This is a genomic window from Paenibacillus sp. MAH-35 (assembly GCF_058135425.1).
In genome coordinates this window covers 1-24,061 of sequence record NZ_JBYUPU010000040.1, presented here as the reverse complement: position 1 = coordinate 24,061, position 24,061 = coordinate 1, and the positions used below count along the sequence as shown (strand labels likewise).

The 24,061-nt window shown below is 50.5% G+C and carries 17 protein-coding genes; 11 read left to right on the top strand and 6 right to left on the bottom strand.

Translation table 11 applies throughout. From position 1 onward, the window contains the following. Positions 1-32: 32 nt before the first annotated feature. The 4 genes from AC3Y2E_RS28020 (at position 33) to AC3Y2E_RS28005 (ending at position 10,247) form a co-directional block, all read left to right on the top strand. Complete coding sequence (locus AC3Y2E_RS28020; protein ID WP_379216371.1) at positions 33-1,043, top strand: Gfo/Idh/MocA family protein; 1,011 nt, start codon at positions 33-35, stop codon at positions 1,041-1,043. 1,042 nt (positions 1,044-2,085) lie between these two features. Continuing rightward, positions 2,086-3,660 (top strand): extracellular solute-binding protein, encoded by a 1,575-nt coding sequence (locus AC3Y2E_RS28015; protein WP_379216368.1) that lies wholly within the window; start codon positions 2,086-2,088, stop codon positions 3,658-3,660. Positions 3,661-4,453: 793 nt separating this feature from the next. After that, positions 4,454-9,127: an Ig-like domain-containing protein gene (locus AC3Y2E_RS28010; protein ID WP_379216366.1), complete on the top strand. Its 4,674-nt coding sequence runs from the start codon at positions 4,454-4,456 to the stop codon at positions 9,125-9,127. Positions 9,128-9,290: 163 nt separating this feature from the next. Further along, entirely contained in the window at positions 9,291-10,247 is a 957-nt protein-coding gene (locus AC3Y2E_RS28005; RefSeq protein ID WP_379216364.1) for an alpha/beta hydrolase, read from the top strand. A 187-nt stretch (positions 10,248-10,434) separates the two neighbouring features. Here the strand turns inward: AC3Y2E_RS28005 and AC3Y2E_RS28000 are convergent, their stop codons facing one another. Both AC3Y2E_RS28000 and AC3Y2E_RS27995 read right to left on the bottom strand, forming a co-directional pair. Beyond that, positions 10,435-10,686, bottom strand: coding sequence for a hypothetical protein (locus tag AC3Y2E_RS28000; RefSeq protein ID WP_379216362.1), 252 nt, complete (start codon positions 10,684-10,686; stop codon positions 10,435-10,437). 93 nt (positions 10,687-10,779) lie between these two features. Continuing rightward, positions 10,780-11,001, bottom strand: coding sequence for a DUF2905 domain-containing protein (locus AC3Y2E_RS27995; protein WP_379216360.1), 222 nt, complete (start codon positions 10,999-11,001; stop codon positions 10,780-10,782). A gap of 120 nt (positions 11,002-11,121) precedes the next feature. Here AC3Y2E_RS27995 and AC3Y2E_RS27990 point away from each other — a divergent pair, with 120 nt between their 5' ends. Then, the gene (locus tag AC3Y2E_RS27990) at positions 11,122-12,792 is read left to right on the top strand and encodes a ribonuclease J (protein WP_379216358.1); all 1,671 of its coding nucleotides are present in this window, start codon (positions 11,122-11,124) and stop codon (positions 12,790-12,792) included. A 111-nt stretch (positions 12,793-12,903) separates the two neighbouring features. Here AC3Y2E_RS27990 and AC3Y2E_RS27985 read toward each other — a convergent pair whose 3' ends face one another. Beyond that, positions 12,904-13,134 carry a hypothetical protein gene (locus AC3Y2E_RS27985; protein ID WP_379216356.1) on the bottom strand — a complete coding sequence of 77 codons (231 nt, stop codon included), beginning with the start codon at positions 13,132-13,134 and terminating at the stop codon, positions 12,904-12,906. Positions 13,135-13,335: 201 nt separating this feature from the next. On the opposite strand from AC3Y2E_RS27985, the gene AC3Y2E_RS27980 reads away from it, so the two are divergent. Together AC3Y2E_RS27980 and AC3Y2E_RS27975 are read left to right on the top strand one after the other, a co-directional pair. Further along, the gene (locus AC3Y2E_RS27980) at positions 13,336-13,509 is read left to right on the top strand and encodes a hypothetical protein (protein ID WP_332071369.1); all 174 of its coding nucleotides are present in this window, start codon (positions 13,336-13,338) and stop codon (positions 13,507-13,509) included. 511 nt (positions 13,510-14,020) lie between these two features. Next, positions 14,021-15,244, top strand: coding sequence for an MFS transporter (locus AC3Y2E_RS27975; RefSeq protein WP_379216353.1), 1,224 nt, complete (start codon positions 14,021-14,023; stop codon positions 15,242-15,244). 118 nt (positions 15,245-15,362) lie between these two features. On the opposite strand, the gene AC3Y2E_RS27970 is transcribed toward AC3Y2E_RS27975, so the two are convergent. Then, positions 15,363-16,685 (bottom strand): ABC transporter substrate-binding protein, encoded by a 1,323-nt coding sequence (locus tag AC3Y2E_RS27970; protein ID WP_379216351.1) that lies wholly within the window; start codon positions 16,683-16,685, stop codon positions 15,363-15,365. 226 nt (positions 16,686-16,911) lie between these two features. Continuing rightward, entirely contained in the window at positions 16,912-17,733 is an 822-nt protein-coding gene (locus AC3Y2E_RS27965; protein ID WP_379216349.1) for a helix-turn-helix transcriptional regulator, read from the bottom strand. A 421-nt stretch (positions 17,734-18,154) separates the two neighbouring features. Here AC3Y2E_RS27965 and AC3Y2E_RS27960 point away from each other — a divergent pair, with 421 nt between their 5' ends. The 3 genes from AC3Y2E_RS27960 to AC3Y2E_RS27950 all read left to right on the top strand — a co-directional run bounded on the left by AC3Y2E_RS27960 (position 18,155) and on the right by AC3Y2E_RS27950 (position 21,127). Continuing rightward, entirely contained in the window at positions 18,155-19,372 is a 1,218-nt protein-coding gene (locus AC3Y2E_RS27960) for a pentapeptide repeat-containing protein (protein WP_379216347.1), read from the top strand. A gap of 113 nt (positions 19,373-19,485) precedes the next feature. After that, a complete protein-coding gene (locus AC3Y2E_RS27955; RefSeq protein ID WP_379216345.1) occupies positions 19,486-20,415 on the top strand; it encodes an aminoglycoside phosphotransferase family protein in 930 nt (309 codons plus the stop codon). Positions 20,416-20,626: 211 nt separating this feature from the next. Continuing rightward, positions 20,627-21,127, top strand: a complete 501-nt coding sequence (locus tag AC3Y2E_RS27950) for an adenylate kinase (RefSeq protein WP_379216343.1) — start codon at positions 20,627-20,629, stop codon at positions 21,125-21,127. Positions 21,128-21,320: 193 nt separating this feature from the next. Here AC3Y2E_RS27950 and AC3Y2E_RS27945 read toward each other — a convergent pair whose 3' ends face one another. Then, a complete protein-coding gene (locus tag AC3Y2E_RS27945; protein ID WP_379216341.1) occupies positions 21,321-22,517 on the bottom strand; it encodes a hypothetical protein in 1,197 nt (398 codons plus the stop codon). Positions 22,518-22,701: 184 nt separating this feature from the next. On the opposite strand from AC3Y2E_RS27945, the gene AC3Y2E_RS27940 reads away from it, so the two are divergent. Continuing rightward, the gene (locus AC3Y2E_RS27940) at positions 22,702-23,856 is read left to right on the top strand and encodes an ROK family transcriptional regulator (RefSeq protein ID WP_379216339.1); all 1,155 of its coding nucleotides are present in this window, start codon (positions 22,702-22,704) and stop codon (positions 23,854-23,856) included. Positions 23,857-24,061 lie beyond the last annotated feature (205 nt).

Sequence of the window (24,061 nt, the reverse complement as noted above, 5' to 3'; positions counted from 1 at the left end):
TTCCGGATCAGAGAGAGGAGCAAATTTACAATATGAGCAAATTCAGAGCTGTCATCGTCGGTGCGGGAGCAATCGCACACGACCATGCCCGGGTGCTGCGATTGGATACGCGTGCGGAATTGGCGGGCATAGCAGACATTGACTACAAAAAGGCACAATCATTAGCCTCCGATTCAGGAGCTGCCGCATATACTGACTACAAGACGATGGTTAATGAGCTACAGCCGGATATCGCTATCATTACGCTACCTCATTATTTGCATAAGACGGCGGCGATCGATTGCATGGAGCGTGGCTGCCATGTGCTGATGGAAAAGCCGATGGCGCTTAATTCTGATGAATGTGTGGAAATGAACATAGCGGCGGACAAGCACGGCGTCTATCTCGCCGTCGGTCAACTGCAGCATCATTATGCTGCGAACCGCAAGGCGAAGGCGATTATCGCCTCTGGCCAGTTGGGAAAGCTTGTGTCAATATTCGAGCGTAGACATCATCCGTACTTTTTGCCGCAGCGTCCGGACTGGTTTCTGAATAAGGCGAAATCCGGCGGCGGTGTCGTGATCAACCTCGGCAGCCACTGTATCGATAAATTGCAATGGATTGGCGGATCGCCAATTACGAAAGTAATGGCTCATCTGACGTATTACGGGACGCGAGGCAATGTCGAGGGAGGCGGCAGCTTGTTGATGCAGACAGCGGTCGGCGTATCGGCGATGATCTCCTTATGCGGGTATAACAATGTGACGGTCAACGAGACCGAGTTTATCGGAACGGAAGGACAGCTCAAGCTGGTTGGCTCGCATTCGCTCTGGATCGCTGGTGAAGATCGCACGTATACGCAGGTCGATCTGGGCGAGACGGTGGATGTATTTGAGGCGCAATGGAGCGCGTTTTTGGACGATATCGAGCGCGGTGGGCCAACCGACAATTCCGGCGAATACGGGCAATCGGTATGTGCGGTCATCGATGCGATCTACCGTTCGGATGCAACCGGAACGGAGCAGGACGTTATCTCCGTCCCATCTCCTGTCCCGATCGTGTAATAGGCCGTATAGCGAAAGCATCTGGATGAATCCGCTTGGTTCCTTACATGCAGCCGTCCCGGGAAATCCCGGTCGAGGCTTACTGATGCAAGCGGGTGGTGTTTACTGATAGTAGAAGATTGTACAAACAAAATATAGAATATTTCATGGAATGCAATTTTAAACAATGGTAAAATATCGTTGTCGCGACGAAGTGTCAGTATTTATTTGTATTCACTTAGCTTGAAACTATAAAGCATAAATTTTGAATGTAGCAAGTTTGGTTTGAAGTAAAATACTTGAGGTGTGTAGCCAGGGCAACGATTTTAACAATCTGCATCCTAGTGTGACTAACGATATAGGTTGTATGATTTTGCCCAATGACAGACTCAAGAGCTCAATTTTATGCGCTGTAAAATCTGTTCTGTAACTTCGATTAGAACCGTTCATCTACAATATAGGAATAAATCGAGAACTTACGCGTGCTTTTTAGAACTAAAAACCGAAATATGATCACGCTAAACATTCCGGCATAAAAAGGACATCATCGAACACGATTTTTTGCTCCGTTGGAGTCAGGCTTACGATCGAATTGCATGATATTAAGCCAAACTGCTATTCAAGGAAAGATCGACGCTAGCTGGCCCAAATACAGCTAAATTACTGAGCATATTATGGAAAAGAACGTTCAACCACAAAGTTAAGCAAATAGTAAGTCGTTCTGCAAAACAGATATATTCGCAAATTTAAAACATTGCGTTTCAGTTGCGGCAAGGCTATCCCATACGCTATGCTAATGCTGTAAAACCCCCTTTCCGGATTTTCCTTGGAAGGGGGTTTTAACATTTTAGCTAATATTTAAACGTGGTCATAACAAATATAAATAAATGATTATTCATTTTAGCACCTTTAAGTAGAAGATTATACAAATAGAATTGAGGATTATGCATGGATTGACAATCCTAAGCAACGATATAATAACGCTGTCGCGACAAAACAATAGTATAAGTTTATCTAATAGGAGTATTTGGTTTCGAAAAAATATAAAAGGATGAATGAGCAGATGAACAAAAAAGAAGGTTCTACAAAGTGGAAAGCGTTTACCGCACTAACGATCGCCGCTGCCGTCCTAAGTGCTTGTGGCTCAGATGGTGGAACTTCAAAACCTACAAATGCACAACAAAATGAAAAGCTTGATCTACGTATAATGGTTGAAGCTCCTGCTAATGCTCAGCTTCCAGCAGATAAAGACGACTTTGTAAAAAAAACAATTGAAGAGAAATTCAATGTAAAGCTTGATGTTGAGTATATGCAAGCAGGCCAGGATTATGTTAATAAGCTGAATGCACAGCTTGCTGCTCAACAACCGCCAGATATGTGGCGTGATTTAAATGGAGATGGCGGACAAAAATATGCACTGGATGGCGTTCTGGGTGAGATCGGAGATTTCATCAATCCCTCTAAAATGCCTAACTATTTCAAACATTGGGTAGATGAGGTTACATTTCAGCGTTATCAAATTCTAGGAAAAGTAATGCGTACTCCTGCACCATATAGTAAAGAATTATACCGCGTATGGTATATACGTAAAGATTGGCTTGACAAGCTAAACCTCGCGATGCCAAGAACATACGATGAATATTTAAACGTGCTGAGAGCGTTTACATTTAATGATCCTGATGGAAATGGCAAAAAAGATACGTACGGGTTCACTACCGCTGCAGGGGGCGACGGGATTGGACTAGAATGGCCAGAATACTGGAAGGCAGGCCTCGTCTTTGCTACCAGTCTTCAAAACGGCAAGATTTTAGATATGCAAACAGATCCAAGTGTTGAGCAAGTTTTAAATGACATAGCCAAAGTCATTTCTGAAGGTGTTGTAGATCCCGAGTGGTTCCTGAATAAATCGCCACAACATATAGACAGAGCAGCACAAGGAAAAGCTGGAGTAATAATGGGTACAACGAAAGATTTCGCGTATGACTCGAATCCTCAGAGTATCCAGTCTAAAACTAAAGCATTGTTTCCAAACGCAAACTGGGTTCCGTTCACCCCCTTCGGTAGCCAACCGATTGCGACTGGTGTTGCTCCGGGATCCCCAATTCTATTCCACCAGAACATAGTCAAGAAATCACCTGAGAAGGTTACCCGCATTGCAGAAATTCTTGATTGGTTAGCCAGCGAGGAGGGCTTCCTTCTAACACATTACGGAGTGGAGAACAAACATTATACCAGGAACGGTAAAACAATTACTCTCAATCTCGATGCTTTCAAAAAAGACATCACTGACAAAGGCGACTTCTTAACCATCTGGGATTTCTTTACCCCGCCAACTCCATCAGTTTTCGGCTTGAATGTCATTAATACGAATGAAACTGCCCGTGACCGTGAAATCGCAAAAACTGTTGCAAATATTCCATCGGCTCCTTATTTGGGAACGAGTCTAATTCCGCCTTCTGGCTTTGATTTAGGTACTTTCCGTAAGCGTCAACGCGAATTGCAAGCGAAAGCGATCTTTGATGATAAGTCAGGGAAGAAATGGCCTGAATATCGTGAAGAGCTAATGACTAAATATAATGGAAACGCCCTCTTCGAAGCGTACAATGCGCAAATTAAGGCAGCAGGCTTGACTAAGTAGACACTAAAATACAGATTCTCACTGTTTCTAGAGAGTCTGTATTTTTTTGAATCACGGATTGAGTATTCAACGCTCCGTCTGGCCTGGCTATTCTGCTGTAAAATATCCCGATGCCGCATGCTACGCTAACGTTGACAGCATGGGGTATCCGCAGAAAATTGTACAGAGCAACAAAAGACGGCACTAGAGCATTACTTTAGGCAAATCAAGCGGAACTGCAAAACATTGTAGTAGTCCCCCGTTATCAGAACAGACGACTTGCCACAATGATGCTGAAAAAGAATCTTACGGGGCTGGTAGCAGAATTTGAGGTGCTTAGACTTTCGTCACGATAGGGAATTCTGCGGAGTCTTTGTACTATCGACTTGGTTTTTTATCCGGCACTGGAGCAGATTAGCGCTAATCATCGTAGTAGTAATGTCCGGTTGCGACGAGGTCAAGAGTTACTTTGAATATGCCCTGAGTTATTGTACTCCGATGTTGAGGGAAAATACTATTGTAGCGTTGCTGAGAGCAATCCAGTTCGGATTATCAAAGTTCACCCTGTGCCGGGCGAAAGCCTTATGCACGGGGTTTTTATATGGCTCCGCCATCCGATCTGAAAATCGGTTTATTGAAAAAAGAACAGATAATAGCCAGACGGAGGTGATTTCCGTATAGTGGAAAGGGCGAAAAGCTCGCTACTAAATCCGAAAAGGAGGCATATGTCGTATTGAAAGCGCCTACAGCACTGGGGACATCATATTAAGAGCGGTTTAGAGTTTATTCAATCATCGGTCTGGGAGGAACAGGAATGAAAAAAGCGATGTGCTGCATGCTGACTGTCTTCATGCTATTAAGTTTCCTATCGATTCAGCCTCCAGCGGCCTATGCCGAGGCTACTGGGCAAGCATCCGCAACAGCCAACCTGCTGGCCAATCCGGGCTTCGAGCAAACGGCGGCTAATTCTGCGTGGACGGGAGGAGTCGCAGCGGCCGATTGGACCCGGTATGTGTTCAGCGGAACGCCGGCATTTGCCGTAGACAGTTCGGTTGCCCATACCGGCGGCAAATCGGTTAAGATCGAGGCAGGCTCCACAGCCCGAGGAACGATTTTCCAGCAGATCAATTCGATGGCGAAAGGCAAAACCTACAAAATCAGCGGTTGGATGAAAACGGAGAATGTCTCGAACAAAGCTTTGGTCCGCTTTCAGATCGGCCGTACTTCAGGCGGCAATGTTCTGGTCAACATGGCCGAGGCGAAAGGTACGACCGATTGGACCTATTTCGAGCAAAAGACGACGATCCCGGACAATGCAACCACACCGTCTTGGCTGAAGATCGAAGCTTTTTTGGAAAACAGTACCGGCAAAGTGTGGTTCGACGATTTTGAGGTGCAAGAGTGGAACGGGGTGCAGGGCATAACGCTCGATCCGTCCATTCATTCGCTGCAAATCGGACAGACGGTCTCGTTAACGCCGGAATTGTTCCCGGCTGACGCAACGAACCGCAGTGTAACGTGGACCTCGTCCGATCCGGCGGTCGCGGAAATTGATGCCGCCGGTACGGTTGCCGCCAAAGCGGCTGGTTACTCTGTCATTACGGTACGAACCGATGAAGGCGGTTTCACGGATACGGCCGTAGTAGGCGTCGGCGCGCCTGACGGTTTGAGCGTCACTCCTTATACGGGAACGGTTCAGGAGGACGGCGAGCTGAGCGGGCAGCTGATCGCAACGAACCAAGGCGGCGGCACCGTAACCTTCCGCGCGGCGATCGAACCGAGACACGGGAAGCTGACCGTCTTTCCGGACGGAAGGTTCCTATATTACCCGAATCCCGACTATACAGGAACGGATGAGTTTGCATTCATGGCCTCCGGCAGCCAAGGAGGTCCCCGATTCGGGATCGCTTCCATCCAGGTTACCCCGGTGAATGACGAACCGAAGCTGGACTTGAAGTGGTCATCGACAGGGAAAAATACGGCTCTGAACGACAAGCTGCAGCTAGCGACCGACAAGGATGGCGACGCCATCGTGTGGCAGAAAGTAACCGAGCCGCAGCATGGAGCTTTGCAGGTGAATCCGGACGGTACATACCTCTACACGCCCGACACGGACTTTGTCGGATATGACGGGTTCCGCGTCGCAGCGTTGGACGGCAAGGGCGGCCGAGTGGAAGGACGGGTGCAAATCGCGGTTATTCCGGGTATCGCAGATTTGTCCGCCCAGTTCCGCAGCCGGCCGGAGTATGGACAGCATCCGCGGCTTTTGGCGGACCGCGAAGATTTCCTGCAGGCGAGGGAGCTGATCGTTACCAATATATATATGAAGGAATGGTACGAACGGCTGAAGCAGGAGGCCGAGCCGATCCTGCAAACGGCGCCTCTCCCTTATGCGTCGGCCGGTGCGAACAACTATGCAATTCGCGACCGTTTGCTGCGTACCGGATTGATGTACCAGCTCAGCTTGGACAGCCGTTACGCGGACCGGACGATCCAGGAGCTGGAAGCGCTTGCCGGTTATGCGGACTGGGGAGCCCGTACGAATAATATATTGGCGCTCGCCGAGCTGTCGCATGCGGTCGCTCTGGCTTACGACTGGGTATACGAGGCGATGACGCCAGCCGAACGGACGGCTATTGCGGACGCCATCCGCGTCAAATCGCTGAATGTCGCGCTGGACTGGTATCGGGGCGTATTTACGCATAACGGAGAGTTCAACAATATTAACCTGGTTGACAACGGCAACTTTGGGTTGACCGCGCTAGCCATTATGGACGAATCGGCGCAGAATGAAGCTGCCGCCGCCGAAGTTTTGCAAGGAATGTACAAGAAGCTTCAGCAGGCGCTGCGCCATTACACGCCGGACGGGGCGTGGCCGGAAGGGCCGGCTTACTGGCATTATGGCGGACAGTATTTGAGTTATATGATCGCAGCGATGAACAACGTGATGGGAACGGACTACGGACTTTCCGGACTTGCCGGCTTCGAGGAGTCGGGGGCGTTTCCATATCATCTGCTTGGCGAAGGCGGATATTTCGACTTTTTTGACGGGGGAATATCGCTGGCACAGCCGGAGTCGCTCTGGTTCGCCGACTTTTTCGGCAAACCGGAGTATGCCTGGCATATCGGGGACCTCTCCCGGCGCAAAGGCGTCTACCACCCGCTGTATCTGGTCTTGTACAAGCCGGGCTTATTCGATCAAAAGCCGACGGAGCTCGATCAGTTTTACTCGGCGATCGAATCAAGCTCCATGCGCAGCGCTTGGGACGATCCGGAAGCGTTGTTTGCGTCGATGAAAGGGGTCAACGAGACGCTGAAAAGCCATCACGACCTCGACGCGGGCACCTTTGTGTTCGACGCGCTGGGCGTCCGTTGGGCGATGGATTCCGGCAACGAGAACTACAATTTGCCCGGATTTTGGGATTATAAGTACCAACGCTGGACGTATTACCGTAAAAAGACCGAAGGTCACAACACGATCGTCGTGAATCCGGTACAAAATCCGGTCGTGCAGCAGGACCCGCTGGAAACCGCGCTTCGCATTCGCGAGGAATCCAAGCCGCGCGGCGCTTTGGGCATTTTGGACCTGACACCTGTATACAAAAACGACGCCGTCAGCATGAAGCGCGGCATGATGTTGACCGGAGACCGGACCCAACTAATCGTTCAGGACGAAATGAAGCTGAAAACGGCGTCCGAGTTATACTGGTTCATGCATACGAAAGCTTCCATCGAGATTATCGAGAACGGCCGTGCGGCGATATTAAGCCAAGGCGATAAGCGATTGTACGCGAAGCTGATCGAGGCACCGGATGGAGCGGCCTTCTCGGTTATGGATGCCGTTGCGCTGCCTACATCGCCCGATCCTGCGGAGCAGTCGATCAACTTCGGCGTCCGCAAGCTGACGATCCATATGACAGACGTCCGGGAAGGCAATTTGGCGGTATGGCTCGTTCCGTTGTACGAAGGCGAGCCGCTCCCGTCCTCCGCGCCTGCCTATACGCCGCTTGCCGCTTGGACGATACCGGACGGAGAGCCCGTTCCGAGACCGGCCAGACCGGAGCTGGATACGTTAACCGTCGACGGGCAGACGATCGCGGGCTTTAAGCCGAAAGGGACTTATTATGAAGTGTCCGTACCGTTCGAATCGGCATCGGTGCCGGTAGTCGGCGCTTCTTCGGTTCATCCGTTCACGGTTGTGCAGAGCGGGAGCGTACCGGGGACAGCTAAAGTACAGGTGCGGGATAAAGATAACCCGAATCGGGTTAACGTGTATACCGTCCACTTCAAAAGACTGCCTCTGATCGGCCAGCCGCCGGGGATGAGCCCGTATCCGATCGTAGCGGTAGAAGCCAGCTCGGTGCCGGAAGCCGCCCAAGGCAATACGCCGGATAAAACGATCGACGGCAACCTCGATACCCGCTGGTCGGCCCCCGGCAAACAGTGGCTCCAATACGACCTGGGAGCCGTGAAGCCAGTGGGCGCCGTATCCATCGCGATCTTTAACGGAACGACGAGGAGCGCTTACTTCGATATCCAGGCGTCTGCCGACGGACAACAATGGACGACGGTATTCAGTGGGGAAAGCTCCGGTACGACGGTCCAGCCTGAGACCTTTCTGCTGCCAGGGGTTGAGGCCCGATATATTCGGATTGTCGGCAGCGGCAACTCCGCCAACAACTATAACAGCATTACGGAAGTCGCGATATACAGCCCTCCTTCCGTTACCGGGATCGAGCTGGACAAATCCTCGTTACAATTTACTTCGATAGGCGAGCAGACGAAATTGACAGCCCGGGTCCTTCCGGATGGAGCGGCGAACCGGAACGTGAGCTGGACGTCTTCCGACTCGGCGGTAGCCGTAGTAGATGCTCAGGGGAACGTAACAGCGAGCGGTGAAGGAACGGCGACGATTACGGCCGTAATCGAGGAGGGCGGTTATAGCGCATCGGCTTCGGTCGTCTCGGATGTATACGGTCCAACGATTACCTTCCAGATGCCGTCCGTCATCAGGCAGACCGATACGGTTACGCTTTCCGTCTATGCGGCCGATTCCGTCACAGGAGTATTTTCGCTGACGGTGACGCTGAACGGCGTATCGAAGCAGCCGACATTTACGGTGTCGCCGCTAGAGCTGGCCGCAGGCGAGCATAGGGTGCTGGCGACGGCTGTGGACGGCGCCGGTCATGAGACGGTGCGCGAATTCGTTCTGAGCGTCGAGACGGATGCGGGGCAGCTGATCCCGACGCTTGAGGTCGGTTATGCCAAAGGCTGGCTGAAAAATCGCGGCATTTTGCAAAGTCTGGTCGTGAAGGCGCGGCGTGCGGACGCGGCCGGAGACGACCCCCACAAGCTTGAGCAAGCGCTGAAGCCGCTCGAGAACGAGATCCGTGCGCAGCACGGCAAAGGCATCGAAGCTTCCTTTGCAGATTTGCTGCTGCAAAATCTAATCTACATTCGCAGCAAGCTCACCGGTTCATCCGAGTAAACGAACAGCAGATTGGCTTGCCGCCCCGATTCCTTACGGAGTCGGGGCGGCTTCGTTTGGGCGCGTAACGCTTCAATGGAACCGCATATGACGGGCAGCCCTCTGGAGTATATAATAGAAGACAAAGATTACGTAGGGAGACCGATCAGGGAGTGATGCTCGGATGAAGAAATCACAATTTCAATTGCCGGACCAATCGATGTATGTGTACAAATGGGAACCGGATGTTGACGAAACGAAACAGCCTGTGCAGGGTATCGTTCAAATCGTGCACGGGTCGTGTGAACATGCAGACCGGTACGACGCATTCGCCCGTTTTCTGGCCAGTCATGGATGGGTCGTTTACGCAAGCGACCTGAGAGGACATGGACATTCCGTCTCGACTCGGGAGGACTTGGGGTATTTCGGCGAACAAGACGGCTGGAGCGGCTTGGTCAGGGAACAGCACGTAGTTACGAAGCAAATCAGGGAGGAACACCCCGGACTGCCCGTAGTGATGTTCGGACATAGTATGGGCTCGTTCGTAGCCCGGGATTACGCGATCCGATACGGCGCCGGGCTTGCCGGTCTTATTCTGAGCGGGACAGCTCATCACTCCAGAGGTTCTTTGCATGCGGGCCGGTTATTAGCCGATCAGGTGATCCGGACGAAAGGCATCCGGTACCGCAGCAAAATACTGTACAACTTGACTTACAACTCGTTTAATAAACGATTTGAGCCGAACCGGACGGGGCAAGACTGGTTAACCCGCGATCCGTCAATCGTCGATACGTTTATTCAAGACGAGCTGTGCGGGTTTGTATTCACGGCCGGAGGGTTCCGCGATATGTTCGAGGGCTTGCTAAACATTACAAATCCCGGCCAAATCGCCCAAACACCGAAGGAGCTTCCGGTTTTCCTGCTGTCGGGTGCGGATGATCCTGTCGGGGGATTCGGCAAAATGGTCGAAAGGGCGTACAGATCTTACCGGAAAGCGGGGTTGCATGAGGTCAGGATAAAGCTGTACGAAGGGATGCGCCACGAGATCTTGAATGAGCTCGGCAAGGAGGAAGTGTACGAAAATATCTTGACGTGGATGTCGCAAACGGTTTGTAAAAAAACGAACGGGGAGCGGTTGTAACACCCATCACCCTGACCTTTCTGGCAAAATCCCTGCAAGTTCAAGCTGCGGCGAACTCGAAGCTCCGATCGATTCCTGCAGCCCGTCAGCACAAATTGACACGTCACCAATATAATCGAAAGGACCTCAACTTCCACGATAAAATGGAGGCTGGGGTCCTTTTCCTCGAGGAAAATCGGTTCAAAGTTTAAAGACAGACCCTGCCCGTTACCCCATTACTTGCGGCAGTCCGCGGCAGCGGCGAAGTCTCCGCTGATTCCGCCGCGCCTCTTTTCACAGAACCGGATGGGACAGGTTCATCGGAAACGGTTACGCTGCCGCTGGACAGCTTGTGAATCCCGTCGCTCGTCCCCGAAGTATAGACGTCGGAAAGCTGCTCTTTCGTTAATTCATTCCCCTCCAACGCGCTTTCGTTCCTTTCATCGCCGTTTCGGTTCATCGGTACGCACCCTCCATTGCTTTTGGTTGTACGGGCTTATTTTGGGCCAGGACCGGCAATTTATGCAAGAACGGTTTCATTTGCGCTCCCGACTTATTTCATAAACTGCCTGGCGATATAGGCGATTACGGACAGAACCACACTGATGACGATACAGGTAACGACGGGAAAGTAAAATTTGAAGCTGCCTTTCTCGATCGCGATGTCGCCGGGCAGCCGGCCCATATTAATAAACCGGCCAAGAAACATCCAGATCAGCCCGGTTACGATCAGCACAATTCCGGCTCCCACAAGAAACTTCGGCACATGGTTCATCGGTTCTATTCTCCTTTGATTCCTAATTTTTCGTATCGCTGGCCGCTCAATCCGGTTAAAAAGGATAATCCATGGTCTCCCCATTCATAATATAGGCAACGACTTGAGGAGGGATTTTGTATGGAGTTGTCCGGAGAACGCCTTTTGATCGCTGCACTCGGAGGCGTTAACGAGATCGGTAAAAATATGTACGTGCTGCAATACGGCGACGATATCGTAGTCATTGATTGCGGATCGAAATTCCCGGATGAGAACTTGCTGGGAATCGATCTGATTATTCCGGATATCAGTTACTTGCTAAGCAACAAAGACAAGGTGAGGGGAGTTGTCGTCACTCACGGGCACGAAGACCATATCGGCGGCATTCCTTATCTGCTGAAACAGCTGCAGCTGCCCGTATACGCTTCCCGTCTGACGCTCGGGTTAATTGAGATCAAGCTGAAGGAGCATGGGCTGCTCCGGGAAACCGTTTTGCAGCGTATAGATTCGGATTCGGATATAACATTAGGACAAATCAAGTGCAGTTTTTTCAACACGAATCATAGTATACCGGATTGTCTCGGTGTTGTATTCGACACACCGGCAGGCGTCATTGTCCATACCGGTGATTTTAAGTTTGATATGACTCCGGTTAATAAACAATATCCCGATTTGCATAAAATGGCCGACATCGGCAAGCGCGGCGTCCTGGTTTTGCTTTCAGAGAGCACCAACGCCGAACGTCCGGGATTTACGCCGTCCGAACGCCTGGTTGGCGAGCACCTCGCAGATGCGTTCAAGAAGGCGGAGCGCCGGTTGTTCGTATCCACCTTTGCATCGAATGTGCACCGGCTCCAGCAGATCGTCGACGCCGCGATCCAGACCGGACGCTCGCTTGCTTTGCTAGGGCGAAGCATGGTTAACGTCGTAGCCGTTGCGCAAGAGCTCGGTTACCTTCATGTACCCGAAGGGATGCTCGTCAGCCCCGAAGAAGCGGCCAAGCTTCCTCCGAATCGGGTCGCCGTCCTCTGTACCGGCAGTCAAGGGGAGCCGATGGCCGCTCTATCGAGACTAGCCAGCTCCAACCATAAACTGATGGAGATCCAGGCGGGAGATACTGTCATTATCGCAGCTAATCCGATTCCGGGCAACGAGCGCAACGTCGCGCGTATTGTCGACAATCTGTATACGCTCGGGGCCAACGTCATTTACGGATCGAAGAGCGAATTGCTTCACGTATCGGGGCACGGCAGCCAGGAAGAGTTGAAGCTTATGCTTACTTTGATGAAGCCTAAGTATTTCATTCCGATTCACGGGGAGTTCCGAATGCTGCATCAACATCGGATACTCGCCGAAGCGGTGGGGGTGCAGAGCAGCCGTATTTTCATCTTAAATAACGGGGATGTGGTCGAATCGGGCGAAGGTTATCTTCGCAAATCGGGACGCATCCCGGCAGGTCAAATTCTCGTAGACGGTCTCGGGATCGGGGATATCGGCAATATTGTACTGCGGGATCGCCGACAGCTGTCTGCGGACGGTATCCTGATCACGGTCATCACGTTAAGCAAGACGGAGGGGAAGCTTATCTCCGAACCGGAAACGATATCCAGAGGTTTCGTCTACGTACGCGACTCGGAATCGCTGTTTGAAGAAGTGAAACAGCAAGTAGCGACGATCGTCTCCAAAATGCACGAGGACAAAATCAACCAATGGAGCGTGATCAAGCAAACGATTAAAGATTCGTTGGGTAAGCTGCTTTATGCCCGAACGAAGAGAAGGCCGATGATCCTGCCGATTATTATTGAAATTTAAAGATGACCGCAATAGCGGATTTTATATAAAAATAGATGAAGCCCTTCGACTATGAAGGGCTTCAAGTTATTTGGTAACCATTAACAATTACAGAGCAAAACCCCTCAACACTTACAGCCTTGCGAAGTATTGCTTCAAATCTTCAATTAAATCCGGCGGATACGGTTCCGTCTCGCTATTGGTTGTGGTCCCGCCGTTCTGGGGAGTCTCTTCAGCAGCTTGGTCAAACTGCTCGACAACGGAGGCGGCTACAAATTGTGCGTTCACCCCATAGTGCTTGAATATGGAAAACAAGTCGTCCAGATTTTTATGGTTTTCTATAATTTCAGACAGTCTGCTCATTTTATCACCTCGTCGTTTTATTATTTGTGATCATTGTTTTTTTATGATACCTAATTTTCACCAGTCGGGAGCCCATATAAAGAAGAGGAGAGCAGCTGTCGCTTCCAGATGAATAACTGCAGCTGCGTTACAAATACTAATCCGGAATGGGATAGAAGTTCAAGTCCAGTCATTAATAAATCTGCATTGGGAGGAACTCACATGGCTAAGAGCAGACAGCATCAGGAAGCGCACGGAATCGGTCAAATCGAAAATCAATTGGCTCAGCAAACCGAAGCGGCCGAAGAGATTCAAGGAGGAAGCGAAGCGGATCGTAAAGTGATAGCTGCCAGCCGGGAACAGGATTCGGAAACCGAAGACGGTTTTGAGGCGTAGTTTCACTAATTGGGAATGTCCGATCAAGAGCTGCAATAAACATGACCGCCACTGAAAGGGCGGTTTTTTGTGCTATTAGTGTCCCAACCATTGGTTGTATAGGAGCTCAACCAAATACTATAATGAGGAACGATCATGTGTGTAGGGAGTGTGTCTACCGGTTGGAGCTTATCGATTGGAGGCCGGACCCGGATTCGCCGGTTCCGTTATACGAACTGATCGAACCGTCATGATCTATAAATTTTCTATTGCCTTCTAACGATTTGGATTGTTATGATGGACGTATCCTTACTGGAGGTGCTCCTTTTGACTCATTCGATCCGCTTATGGTAGTTAGAGGTACAACGCGAAGCAGCCTACCCATTTTTTGGCATCAGGGTATGGGCTATTTTTGTTGTGCCTTTTTAATTTGCCACAGGGATTGAAGGATGAGTTTTTTGTGCTGGTCTGCAACAAGAAAGCACTAAAAACAAGCGTCAACCGACGCTTGATAAAAAGGAGTTCAACTACTATGCAGCTTTCATGGAAAAAAACGTTTGCGATTATTTTCAGCGGGCAAATCTTCTCGATCTTAACGTCCGCCATGGTCCAATTCGCGGTCATCTGGCACTTGACAGAAACGACAGGGTCGGCGACGGTGCTTATGATTGCCGGGCTGGCTGCCTTTTTGCCCCAGGCTCTGCTCGGGCCTTTCATCGGCGTATGGCTCGACCGGTGGAACCGGAAAATGACGATGATTGCCGCTGACAGCGCCATAGCGCTTTCGAGCCTGCTTCTGGGCGCTTCTTTTCTGCTTGGGGAACCGAGCCTTCCGATCGTGTATGCGATCTTAACGATACGTTCTGCGGCGACCGCATTTCATTCGCCGGCATTCCAAGCAGCCATTCCGCTTATCGCGCCGGAGGAACAGTTGACGCGCGTGGCCGGCTGGAACCAGATGGTGTTTTCATTCTCCAGTGTCATCGGCCCGGCTCTCGGTATCGCCGTGTATTCGGCTACCTCGCTTGGCATGGTGTTGTTTCTGGACGTTGCCGGTGCTTTGCTCGCCAATCTCATGCTGATGCTTGTCACGATCCGTCAGCCGAAACCGGAAGCCGGACGGTCGCCATCGTTCCGGGAGGAATTCAGGCTTGGCTGGATAGCCTTTAGGTCGGTAAAACCGGTCGTCATCCTAACGATCGCCACAGCTGTTTTCGGCATCGTCTTTATGCCGCTGGCTACGTTGTTTCCTCTCATGACGCTGTCGCACTTTGGCCGCGGGGGATACAGTGCGAGTGTCGTCGAAGCCGTATTCGGTATCGGAATGATTGTTGGCGGAGCGATGCTCTCTGTCACCGCTTCCAAATTAAAGGACACGACCTATATGACGATCAGCTTGGTCGTGATCGGGTGCACGTGTATCGCCAGCGGTACGGTTTCGAACGAGGCCTTTCTCCTGTTTGTCCTGTTATCGTTTTTTATGGGTGCGGCTGCGCCGCTGTACAACGGGCCTTACATGGCGATGATCCAGAGGGAGTTCGAACCCGAGAAGCTGGGGCGCGTCATCTCCTTGGTTACGAGTATCACCCTGCTTTCGTCGCCGATCGGGCTCGCGCTGGCCGGTCCGGTTGTCGATAGGTACGGGGTGCAGGCGTGGTTTTTGGGGTCCGGTATTGTAATTGTCTTAACCGGGGCGTTCATCTATATGAGATTTATCCGGATGAACCGGAACGAAGACGCTGCGGAGAGCCGATGAGAGCTGGACGAACTGTATCGCGATCAGTCGCCTCCTTAACTATGTACTGATAAAAAGCCCTTGTCCGTGTGCTGAACGGATCAAGGGCTTTTTGGCCTGTTTCAGGGAGCTTCCGGCATTAATTGGCCAGATCGGCTTCGATCGTCTTGTTCATCGATTCCTCGGCTTCCCGCAATGCCGTGTTCGCATCCTGTTTCCCGGTCGTCACATTTAAGAGAGCGCTGAATATTTTAGCGGCAGCCGAGCTGGTATAGGCGCTGACATAAGAAGGGGCGGCAAATCGGTCGGGCAGCATCGCTTTAGTATTTTTCCCCTTGTACATCTCGGACTCCTGCCCGAACGCTTTCCGAACGGCATCGTTTTTCAGCAGACTGAGGAACATGCCTTGCTTGGATTTTTCCATATGGAACGCCTCGCCGGACATGTAGGCTAACACCTCGAACGCTTCCTCCGGAACCTTGCTTGTCGCCGTGATGAAGAAGTAAAACGGATAAGCTTGCGGGCCGACTCCGGGCGCTTCCTGGAGCGTCGGGAACGCTGCCAGATCCCAGTTCATCCCCTGCAGCTCGGCAGCCGTATGCATCGTGCTGACCGGCATCCACATGGCCGCCCGTTTTTCCTTCGTGAACATATCGCGCTGTTTGCCGACCTGCATCTCCGCATTGGTCCACTCGTAGCCGGGCAGCGTATAGAAACGCGATACGTTAGCCAGAAACCGGTTCCAGGCGTCGCCGGTCAACGTCGCTTTGCCGGATTTCGGATCGATCATATGCAGCGAAGTCTGGTTGCGCATCGCCAGATGGGAGGGGGAGATGACGGTTCCGTAATATTGCACCCCGCCGTCCTGCCGCGTCAGTTTACGGGACAGCTCGTAGGTTTCGTCCCAAGTCATCCCGTCCTTCGGGTACGGCACTCCGAATTTGTCGAAGAGGTCTTTGTTGTAGTAGATCGTGGCCGGCAGCGTATACATCGGGATGCCGTACAGCTTGCTGCCGCCGATCTGCTTCAGCATGTCGACGCTCGTCGTCTCGAACCGGCTCAGATCGAAGCCGTGTTTCTGAATCATCGGCGTCATGTCGCGCTCCATCTTCGGCTTCAGCAGGAAGTTATAGATTTGACCGATGGACATGAACATAATGTCGACCTGGGTTCCGGTCGTAACGAGCTCGGTCACTTGATCCGCTTTGCCGTTGGTTTTGATGAACTTCGGTGTAATATGCGGGAACTTGGACTTGATCGGTTCGCCAAACTCTTTCATGAAACGCTCCTCGTCCCAATCCGCACTCGGATGATAAAATACGAGATCGATCGGTTTGGGAGGTACGTTTGCGGCTGCTCCAGACTTATTCGAGTTGCTGCCGCTGTCCGGCACTGTAGCGGATGAGCTGCCGCAGGCGCTCACAAGCGATGCGGCAACCATCGTCCCAATACATAGAATCATTCTTAACCTGCGTGTCACTGAAATCCAATCCCCCTTGAATTCGTTGTAGCTGTGATGATCCGACATTGCTGAAAACCCGTGTTTCTTGACTACCTCCTCCATGAACCCGCGAAATAAGCGTTTTCAAAAAAAATATACCACGGGTGCCGATACACGTCTTGCTACCAACGTGTCGACATCGCCGTGGCGTTTATCCGAAATTGCTATTTTTGCTCGTAACCCGGAATCAGACGAAGCTGCGGTATTGTTCGGGCGTTTTTCCGACGAGCTGTTTGAAATTGCGGGAGAAGTGGGCGACCTGCTTGAAGCCTACCTCGAGGCTCACCTCGGTGACAGTCCGTTTCTTGTTAAACATAAACAGCAGCTTTGCCTGACTGATTCTGCGCTTGTTGATATATTCGAACACCGTCATGCCCGTTAGTTCCTTAAAGATTTTCACCATATAAAACTTGCTCAGATGGATGCTGTCGGCGAGCCGGTCCAGCGTCAGCTCCTCCATGTAATGATTTTCGATATACGACAACATATTGCGTACGTTGGACTCCTTGGTCAAAAGCGGAGCCGCCTCCGAGAGGTCCGATTCGCCGCACTCCCAGATGAACAGCAGCAGTTCGCAAAACGCGTTGCGAAGACGGCTCAAGCCGAGCTGGCCGGGCTGGTTCGCAAACCGGTCGAGCTTCATCAAAATATGTTCCGCCTCGGCTTTGCGCTCACCTTCCAGACGCCAGCGTTGATTGCGGATCGTACGGAAGGGGAGAAGCAGGTCGATCGTGCCGGGAGTCTGGATGAACGGCAGCGTGCTCGCCTCGTCAAACCGGATCATCGTTCGCTCGCACGATTCCATGCCGATCGGGCCGTGCTGGCTCATGCCGTTCATAATGATCAGATCTCCGGGGGCCAGCTCATAAAACGTTTCGCCAATCAAGTAGGTACAGCCGCCGTCATGAACGTAATAAATCTCGTATTCGGGATGACTGTGAAACTTCGAGGGCATCTTGTAATCCGAACGGTAAGCAAATACATCAAGCCATGTAGATAAGGGAGCCATCGGTAACGCACCTCACTCACGGGTCAGCGTTTGCGCGCGGAGACAGCGCTTGCATCTATTGTAAGAGATCGCCGGTGGTAATGAAAGGGGAACTGAAATCCGGCTTTCTCCAGACGCTTCGCGAGGTTACTCACCGATCCCGACTGTGTTCGCTACAAACTTATCAACTAGCGGCCGGAGCGAAGGTATCCACTCCCTTGCACGCGTCAACGTATGGGTTTGCACGTCAAAGGACTGTCCGGGTGTTTTACTGAACCATTTCCTTTGTGCAGGGGACTTCTCACCGTATGAAGCTGCCAGCGCCTTACTGGATTTCATAAACGGCAGATGTATGAAAAGGAAGAGATTTATCGTTTCTTAGAAAAGAAAGGTTGGCTGCATCTCCTTTCAAACACTATAGAGTCAGAGGAGGAATTATCCCGTGCAAGTGTTTAAAAGCAAGCTGGAAATGCTCGAACCTCGCGGCAATGTTAAGATGTCGCACGATCCGGACGGAATCTGTATCACATGTCCAAGTGACGACGGCTCTGTGGTTGCACCCGGAACGTATTCGATACCTGTAAGAATCGATCTGACCGCCAAAACCGATTCAACGAACATCCGATTAAAGTACGGCGACGGAGTCGCTATTCTGAATTGGGAATGCAACGATCACGAGCTGCGCGTTCACGATCCGGTTGATGGGAAGTACAACAACGGGGTGGCCGGCAAAGGGAGTATTCCGGTCGATGAATTTGTCCAAGTCAGCTGGATTCTTGATCCGGACTATATGCTTTTATTAGTAAACGGGGAAGTCAGGTTGTTCCGTCGAAACGAGCCCTATATGAAGCTGAAAAACGAAGGAATCCCTTTCCCGGAGCTGGAGGTTGGCGTCGCATCCGCGATGGGCTCGGTCGTAACGATCAAAGAATTGAATATTACGCCGTGGAACCATGCGGAGCATAGCGATATTCCTTTAGCGATTCTCGTCCCTAACCGGGTTTACGTCAAAGAAGGCGAGAGCCTGACCGTCAAAAGCTCGGTCTTTCCGGATACCGCAGCGAACCCAGGTATAACGTGGGTTTCGGACCCCGATCATCTGATTGCAGCTGGACAAGAGGATGGGAACATCCGGATTACCGGTGTCCAAAAAGGGCTCGTTGAACTAAAGGGTGTAAGCGAAGCGGGCGGAGTATCGGCGATTTGTCAGGTGATGATTCTGGACCCTTCTATCATGTATGTCATCAATCAGAGAGAACTGAAGCAAAAGATCGTGGTGATGAACTCCAATATATCGGGCTCCGAGTTTAACGATTGTTTTGCGGATGGTTTAGTATTCAAGGACATTTCACTGCCCAACGTGACGATCCAATACGCGGATTTGAAAAATTGCAACTTTCATGACATGAACATGAGAAACGGTAAGATTTCCGATGCAAACCTTAAAGGCTTACAGATAGACGGAGCGAATATCAGCGAGCTGAAAATCCGCAATGCGGGCGCCAAGGAAGGTCCTATTACGATCGAACACGTAAGTATGCCGAACAGCAAGATCCTGGATTCCGATCTGACGAATGTAGAAATATCGAATTGTAACATAAAAGGTTTGAGAATTAACGGGATTTTGATTGAGGAACTGATGAAGAAAAGTGTAAATTAATTTTTGAACGATCGGTGAGGATAAGAGGAAAATAAAGTAATAACGAAATGATACCCATTATTTACATGGCCCCTGTAGTAAAATAAGCTAGAGTACTTACATGGGGGGGAATCATGGAACACATAACCGATCAAATACGAACAAAAGCGGAGCAGCTGTTAAACGCTAAAGTCGACGAGATCCGAAAAGTCGAAAACGTTCCGAACAATACCGTCTATAAAATGTGGGTGCAAAACAAACCTTACATTTTTAAAATATACAAGCAGCGAAACTGGCCGGAAGACGGGAAGCTTCTTTTTGTCAATCGGCAGCTGGCTAAACACAAGATTGGGCGTGCTGCGATTATTGAGTTCGGTCGGAGCGATCCTCATTTCCATACGGGATATGTGCTTGAGGAATGTTTGCCCGGTAAAACGGCAGATCAAATCGTATTTAACGAACAAACAGGCTTAGCCTTTTACGAAAAGCTCGCGAGACTGGTATCCCGCATTCACAAGATCCGTATACCAAACTTTGGCTACATTGGGGGAGGAATAGCCGGGTACCCGTCTTTAGTTGATTTTGTCAGTGAAGAGTTTGATGAGAGAGCGAAAAACCTGATCAAAATGCGACTATTCGATCCAACCAGCTTGCTCGAAATAAAGAACATGGTTACCGACAGACTGCGATTATGTGACGGCCACCCCTCCGTATTGTGTCATGGCGATTTATCGACGAAAAATGTAATCGTTGACGAGCAGGGCGAGCTTACTTTAATCGATTGGGACGACGCTATGTCGTACAACTGGATCGCCGACCTGTCGAGAATGACCTATTGGATGAAATTTAAGTACCATGCTGACGAATATGAACTATACAGAGCTTGTTTTATGGAGTATTACACAACGGATTGCAGAAAAAGCGATTTTTATCAATTTGAAAACCTGTTTCATGTATGGATCGGATTGGATTTTTTGAATTATTATGCCAATCGGCCCCAGTATAAAGACACCATGAGGTTTTTCAAAGAAACCGTGAAACAACTGGATTCGAAAACAGGATAGATGAAACTAGAAGTTGGAGCTCCAAATCTGGAACAGTGGGGACGTTCAGCAGCTTTTTACCGTAGAGAAGGTTTTACCGAAATAGGGCCGCGGTTGAAACTAAGCTTGTGAAATAGTAGCAGTTTGGAACAATTCATCTGGTTGGGAGGTCCATATGCTTTATTTAATTGGAGGCGCTTCGAGAAGCGGGAAAACAACTACGGCCAAAAAGATGATGAAAGAAGCGGGCATTCCTTACTTTTCTTTGGATTATTTAATGATGGGTATCGCAAATGGCGTGCCCGAACTTGGAGTCCAGCCGACCGAGGGCGACTTTCTGACCGGTCAACGGCTGTGGAAAATCGTCGAACCCTTAATGACCGCGATGGTTGAAAACGGAATCGATTACACCGTAGAAGGGGTTCAACTGCTGCCGGCATTCGTTGCGCAGTTTCAACATAAATTCGCGGGGGACGTAAGATGCTGTTTCATCGGTCAAGCGGAGCTGGATGTGACAGCTGTTGTAGAGATGAAGCTTCATTCCAGCGCCACCGAAAATGACGGGTTCAAGGACCTGAATCCTAATGAAGCGTTGGCTGAAATGAAGAGGATTCAAGCAGACAGCGCGAGGTATAAAGAAGAGTGCGAAATGAACCATCTTCCTTATTTCGAAAGTTCATCGGATTTCCATCGTACGTTGGATCAGGTTGTAGCTTATTTAATAAACAAATAGTAGAAGGTAGTGTGCGCTCAAAGGCGACATGGACGCTTCGCTTTCGTGAATACCGTGCTTCATCGGACTGTGCCATCCTTACGTGGGCGAGCTCTGACTCCTTTTCTTTCGCACCGCGCGCAGTTCACAGCGCGCGGTGTTTTGCTGCATGACGGCGGTCGATCCGATCACAGCTATCCATAGCCATATGCGATCAGGACATCAGCTTTTCCAACAATTCGATAGAGCCAAGGGTGAACGGTTCGCAAGCCGACTCCGTGAAGGGGGTCGTCTTCATTTCATAACCCCCCAAGCCGTCGCGGAATGCTTCCAGGGTCGGCAGGTAGCCGGTGTATCCATTGCCGAGACTGCTGAACAACGTATGAGTAAAGGGCGATCTCGCTCCGATTTTACCGACATATCCATTGAATATTTCTCCGGAAGCCGTCAATATAGCCAAGTCCCCCAAACGTACAGCCATTAGGACAACATCCATATGAGAACGGTGGAACCCGCTGACAGTCGGTAGTTGGACGACCATCTGCATCGTTCTTAACGGAACGGAGGCAACGGTTGATATCCTCTGCATCGCTTCGGCGATATCGCCGCGCAGCTTCCGTCCCGCCTCGACGACAAACGGATAAGTATCCTCTTTCATCCCGCTGGTAGGACCGCATAGGAGTGGGCCGACATCCCCGGTGAATCCTTGCAGGAACAGCGAGACAAAGCCGTCTCCAAAATCGTTCTCGACCGAGTTCATCGCGAGTCCGACCATCTCCGAACTGATCCGGTTTGCGCTATTCCACACCATCGTTGGATGTACGGCGCAATTGACGATGCTTGCAACCGGTGTGCCGTCCAACGATTCGAAGAGGAGCACGTAGAGCGACTTGTCGACCGGGAGTTCAGGATTCGCTTTTAGCCCGGGTCTGCGGTTCGCGGAGATGCTGCACCCCCCTGAACCGACTTTCAGTCGCACGGACACAAGGGATTGCGTTAACTCGCGAATCTTGTCGCGAATGCGGGACGTGTATTTCTCGCTGAAGTGAACAGGGGCGCTATGCGTATGCGTGGCATTCACGGTCACGTGTTCTTCCGCAATGCCTGCGGCTTCCGCCCAGGACCGCCGGGTACCAGATGGAAACGTATTGCTGAACCCGCGATAAAGCCATGGACGTCCGGACGGATCGGGCACCTCCACGAAATCTTCATTGGACAGGCCGCAGTCCGGGCTGACGATCACGCATCGGTTTTGTCCATCGTCCAGTATGGCGATTCTGGCATACAGCTCATCCATAATATCTGTTGCCGGATCAGCCGCGAATTGCCTCGGGTCGTATCCTTGCAAAGGCATCGTTTCTTCGGGAGTAATATTTACTTTACCGAAAGCGGCTTTCAATGTTCCGGTCATATCGGTCACCTCTTCATATAATTCATTTATTTAAATATATTATGAATAAATCGAGTTGTAAATTAATTATTTGAATTTAATTATTGACTTACTTGCATCCTCTCCAGATTTGAACGAAGAGAGGTAGTCGTGATATGCTTTATAGAATAAATTATATTGAAGGCCGGAAGGATGAACCGACACCATGCGTGAAGAGATAATGAACAATACCATGAAAGCATTAAACGAACGCGAAATCGAGGCTCTTCGATGGATTCGCCGGCATGACGGCATATCGCGCAAGGCGCTCGCCGAGGCGATGGGTTTGTCGCAAGCCAGCATAACCAATATGAGCAAAGAGCTGATAGACCGGCAATATGTTGTGGAGGGCGAGCGGGTCGGCCAAGGAATGGGCAGAAAAGAGGTGATGCTGCAAATTAATCCAAACAAGTTTCGTTACTTGGGGATCGATATCGGAGGTTACCTTTTCCGAATAGCTTTATCCGACAGCAACCTTACGATCATCCGTGAGCAAGTTTGCTTAATTGAAGAGTTCAAGCGCGATAAGGACCCTCTACCGGCCATGCTCGAAAAAATCAACCGTTTTCTTGAAGATGCGGGCATATCGGCATCCGAGATCGATGCGGCAGGGATTGGAGTAAGCGGCATTGTGGATGCCGCTCGAAGACGCATTGTGAATGTACCTAATATCGCAGATTGGCAAGAGCTGGACATCGTATCGGTATTTGAACGCCATCTGGGATGCCCTGTTTTTTTGGACGAAAGCGGACGGGCCATGGCAGTCGCCGAGAAAGTGTTCGGGCAGGCCAAATTGGTTAACGATTTTATTATCGTACATATTGCTTACAGTATCGTAGCTGGAATTACGATTAACGGACAACTGCTGCGGGGTTTTAACAACGTAGGCGGACTTCTGGGCCATATTACGGCGGACGAGCGCGCCGGAAGATGCTTATGCGGCAACTACGGATGTCTGGAAAACCTTGTCACGTTTCCGATGATCAAGTCGGCGTACCAGCGTGAATCGGGCAACCAGGACTCGGTTCTGGATGCGCTCAAGAAGAACGACAAGACCGCGATCGACGTTTGTATCTCCGCCGGCAAAGCGATCGGAATCGCTTTGAGCAATACGGTCAATTTATTTAATCCCGAAGTCATCTATATAAGCGGTCCCGTATTCGAGAATCTGCCGATCGTCTTCGAGGAAACGAAACGAACGATTCTGCTGCGTGCCAATCGCTATGCTACCGTAAATTTACGGCTGCTTTCCAGCTCTTACGGCCACAATCAAGGCATGATGGGAGCGCTCGCCTTGGCCGGTACATCGATTCTGGCGTAAGGGTGGAAGCTTCTCCATACATTCCTGATCATGAAGGAACTTTTTTCGCTAATCGTTTATTCTCGAGCAATCGAAACAGAATAGACGAAGTAACGGAAAGGAGTTCCTTTATTTCATTCTGGAATAGGCTCCGAATATAAGCTTTTCTTGTGACTGCTGATAACGAACATTTTTTTTGAATATATAATTTAAAATATGTATAGAT

What these genes read in the sequence shown, in the direction of transcription:
- AC3Y2E_RS27945 (WP_379216341.1), bottom strand. Translation starts at nt 22,517, where the DNA reads ATGACCGGAACATTGAAAGCCGCTTTCGGTAAAGTAAATATTACTCCC.
- AC3Y2E_RS28015 (WP_379216368.1), top strand. Translation starts at nt 2,086, where the DNA reads ATGAACAAAAAAGAAGGTTCTACAAAGTGGAAAGCGTTTACCGCACTA.
- AC3Y2E_RS28020 (WP_379216371.1), top strand. Translation starts at nt 33, where the DNA reads ATGAGCAAATTCAGAGCTGTCATCGTCGGTGCGGGAGCAATCGCACAC.
- AC3Y2E_RS27970 (WP_379216351.1), bottom strand. Translation starts at nt 16,685, where the DNA reads ATGATTCTATGTATTGGGACGATGGTTGCCGCATCGCTTGTGAGCGCC.
- AC3Y2E_RS28005 (WP_379216364.1), top strand. Translation starts at nt 9,291, where the DNA reads ATGAAGAAATCACAATTTCAATTGCCGGACCAATCGATGTATGTGTAC.
- AC3Y2E_RS27980 (WP_332071369.1), top strand. Translation starts at nt 13,336, where the DNA reads ATGGCTAAGAGCAGACAGCATCAGGAAGCGCACGGAATCGGTCAAATC.
- AC3Y2E_RS27955 (WP_379216345.1), top strand. Translation starts at nt 19,486, where the DNA reads ATGGAACACATAACCGATCAAATACGAACAAAAGCGGAGCAGCTGTTA.
- AC3Y2E_RS28000 (WP_379216362.1), bottom strand. Translation starts at nt 10,686, where the DNA reads ATGAACCGAAACGGCGATGAAAGGAACGAAAGCGCGTTGGAGGGGAAT.
- AC3Y2E_RS27990 (WP_379216358.1), top strand. Translation starts at nt 11,122, where the DNA reads ATGGAGTTGTCCGGAGAACGCCTTTTGATCGCTGCACTCGGAGGCGTT.
- AC3Y2E_RS27940 (WP_379216339.1), top strand. Translation starts at nt 22,702, where the DNA reads ATGCGTGAAGAGATAATGAACAATACCATGAAAGCATTAAACGAACGC.
- AC3Y2E_RS27975 (WP_379216353.1), top strand. Translation starts at nt 14,021, where the DNA reads ATGCAGCTTTCATGGAAAAAAACGTTTGCGATTATTTTCAGCGGGCAA.
- AC3Y2E_RS27995 (WP_379216360.1), bottom strand. Translation starts at nt 11,001, where the DNA reads ATGAACCATGTGCCGAAGTTTCTTGTGGGAGCCGGAATTGTGCTGATC.
- AC3Y2E_RS28010 (WP_379216366.1), top strand. Translation starts at nt 4,454, where the DNA reads ATGAAAAAAGCGATGTGCTGCATGCTGACTGTCTTCATGCTATTAAGT.
- AC3Y2E_RS27965 (WP_379216349.1), bottom strand. Translation starts at nt 17,733, where the DNA reads ATGGCTCCCTTATCTACATGGCTTGATGTATTTGCTTACCGTTCGGAT.
- AC3Y2E_RS27950 (WP_379216343.1), top strand. Translation starts at nt 20,627, where the DNA reads ATGATGAAAGAAGCGGGCATTCCTTACTTTTCTTTGGATTATTTAATG.
- AC3Y2E_RS27985 (WP_379216356.1), bottom strand. Translation starts at nt 13,134, where the DNA reads ATGAGCAGACTGTCTGAAATTATAGAAAACCATAAAAATCTGGACGAC.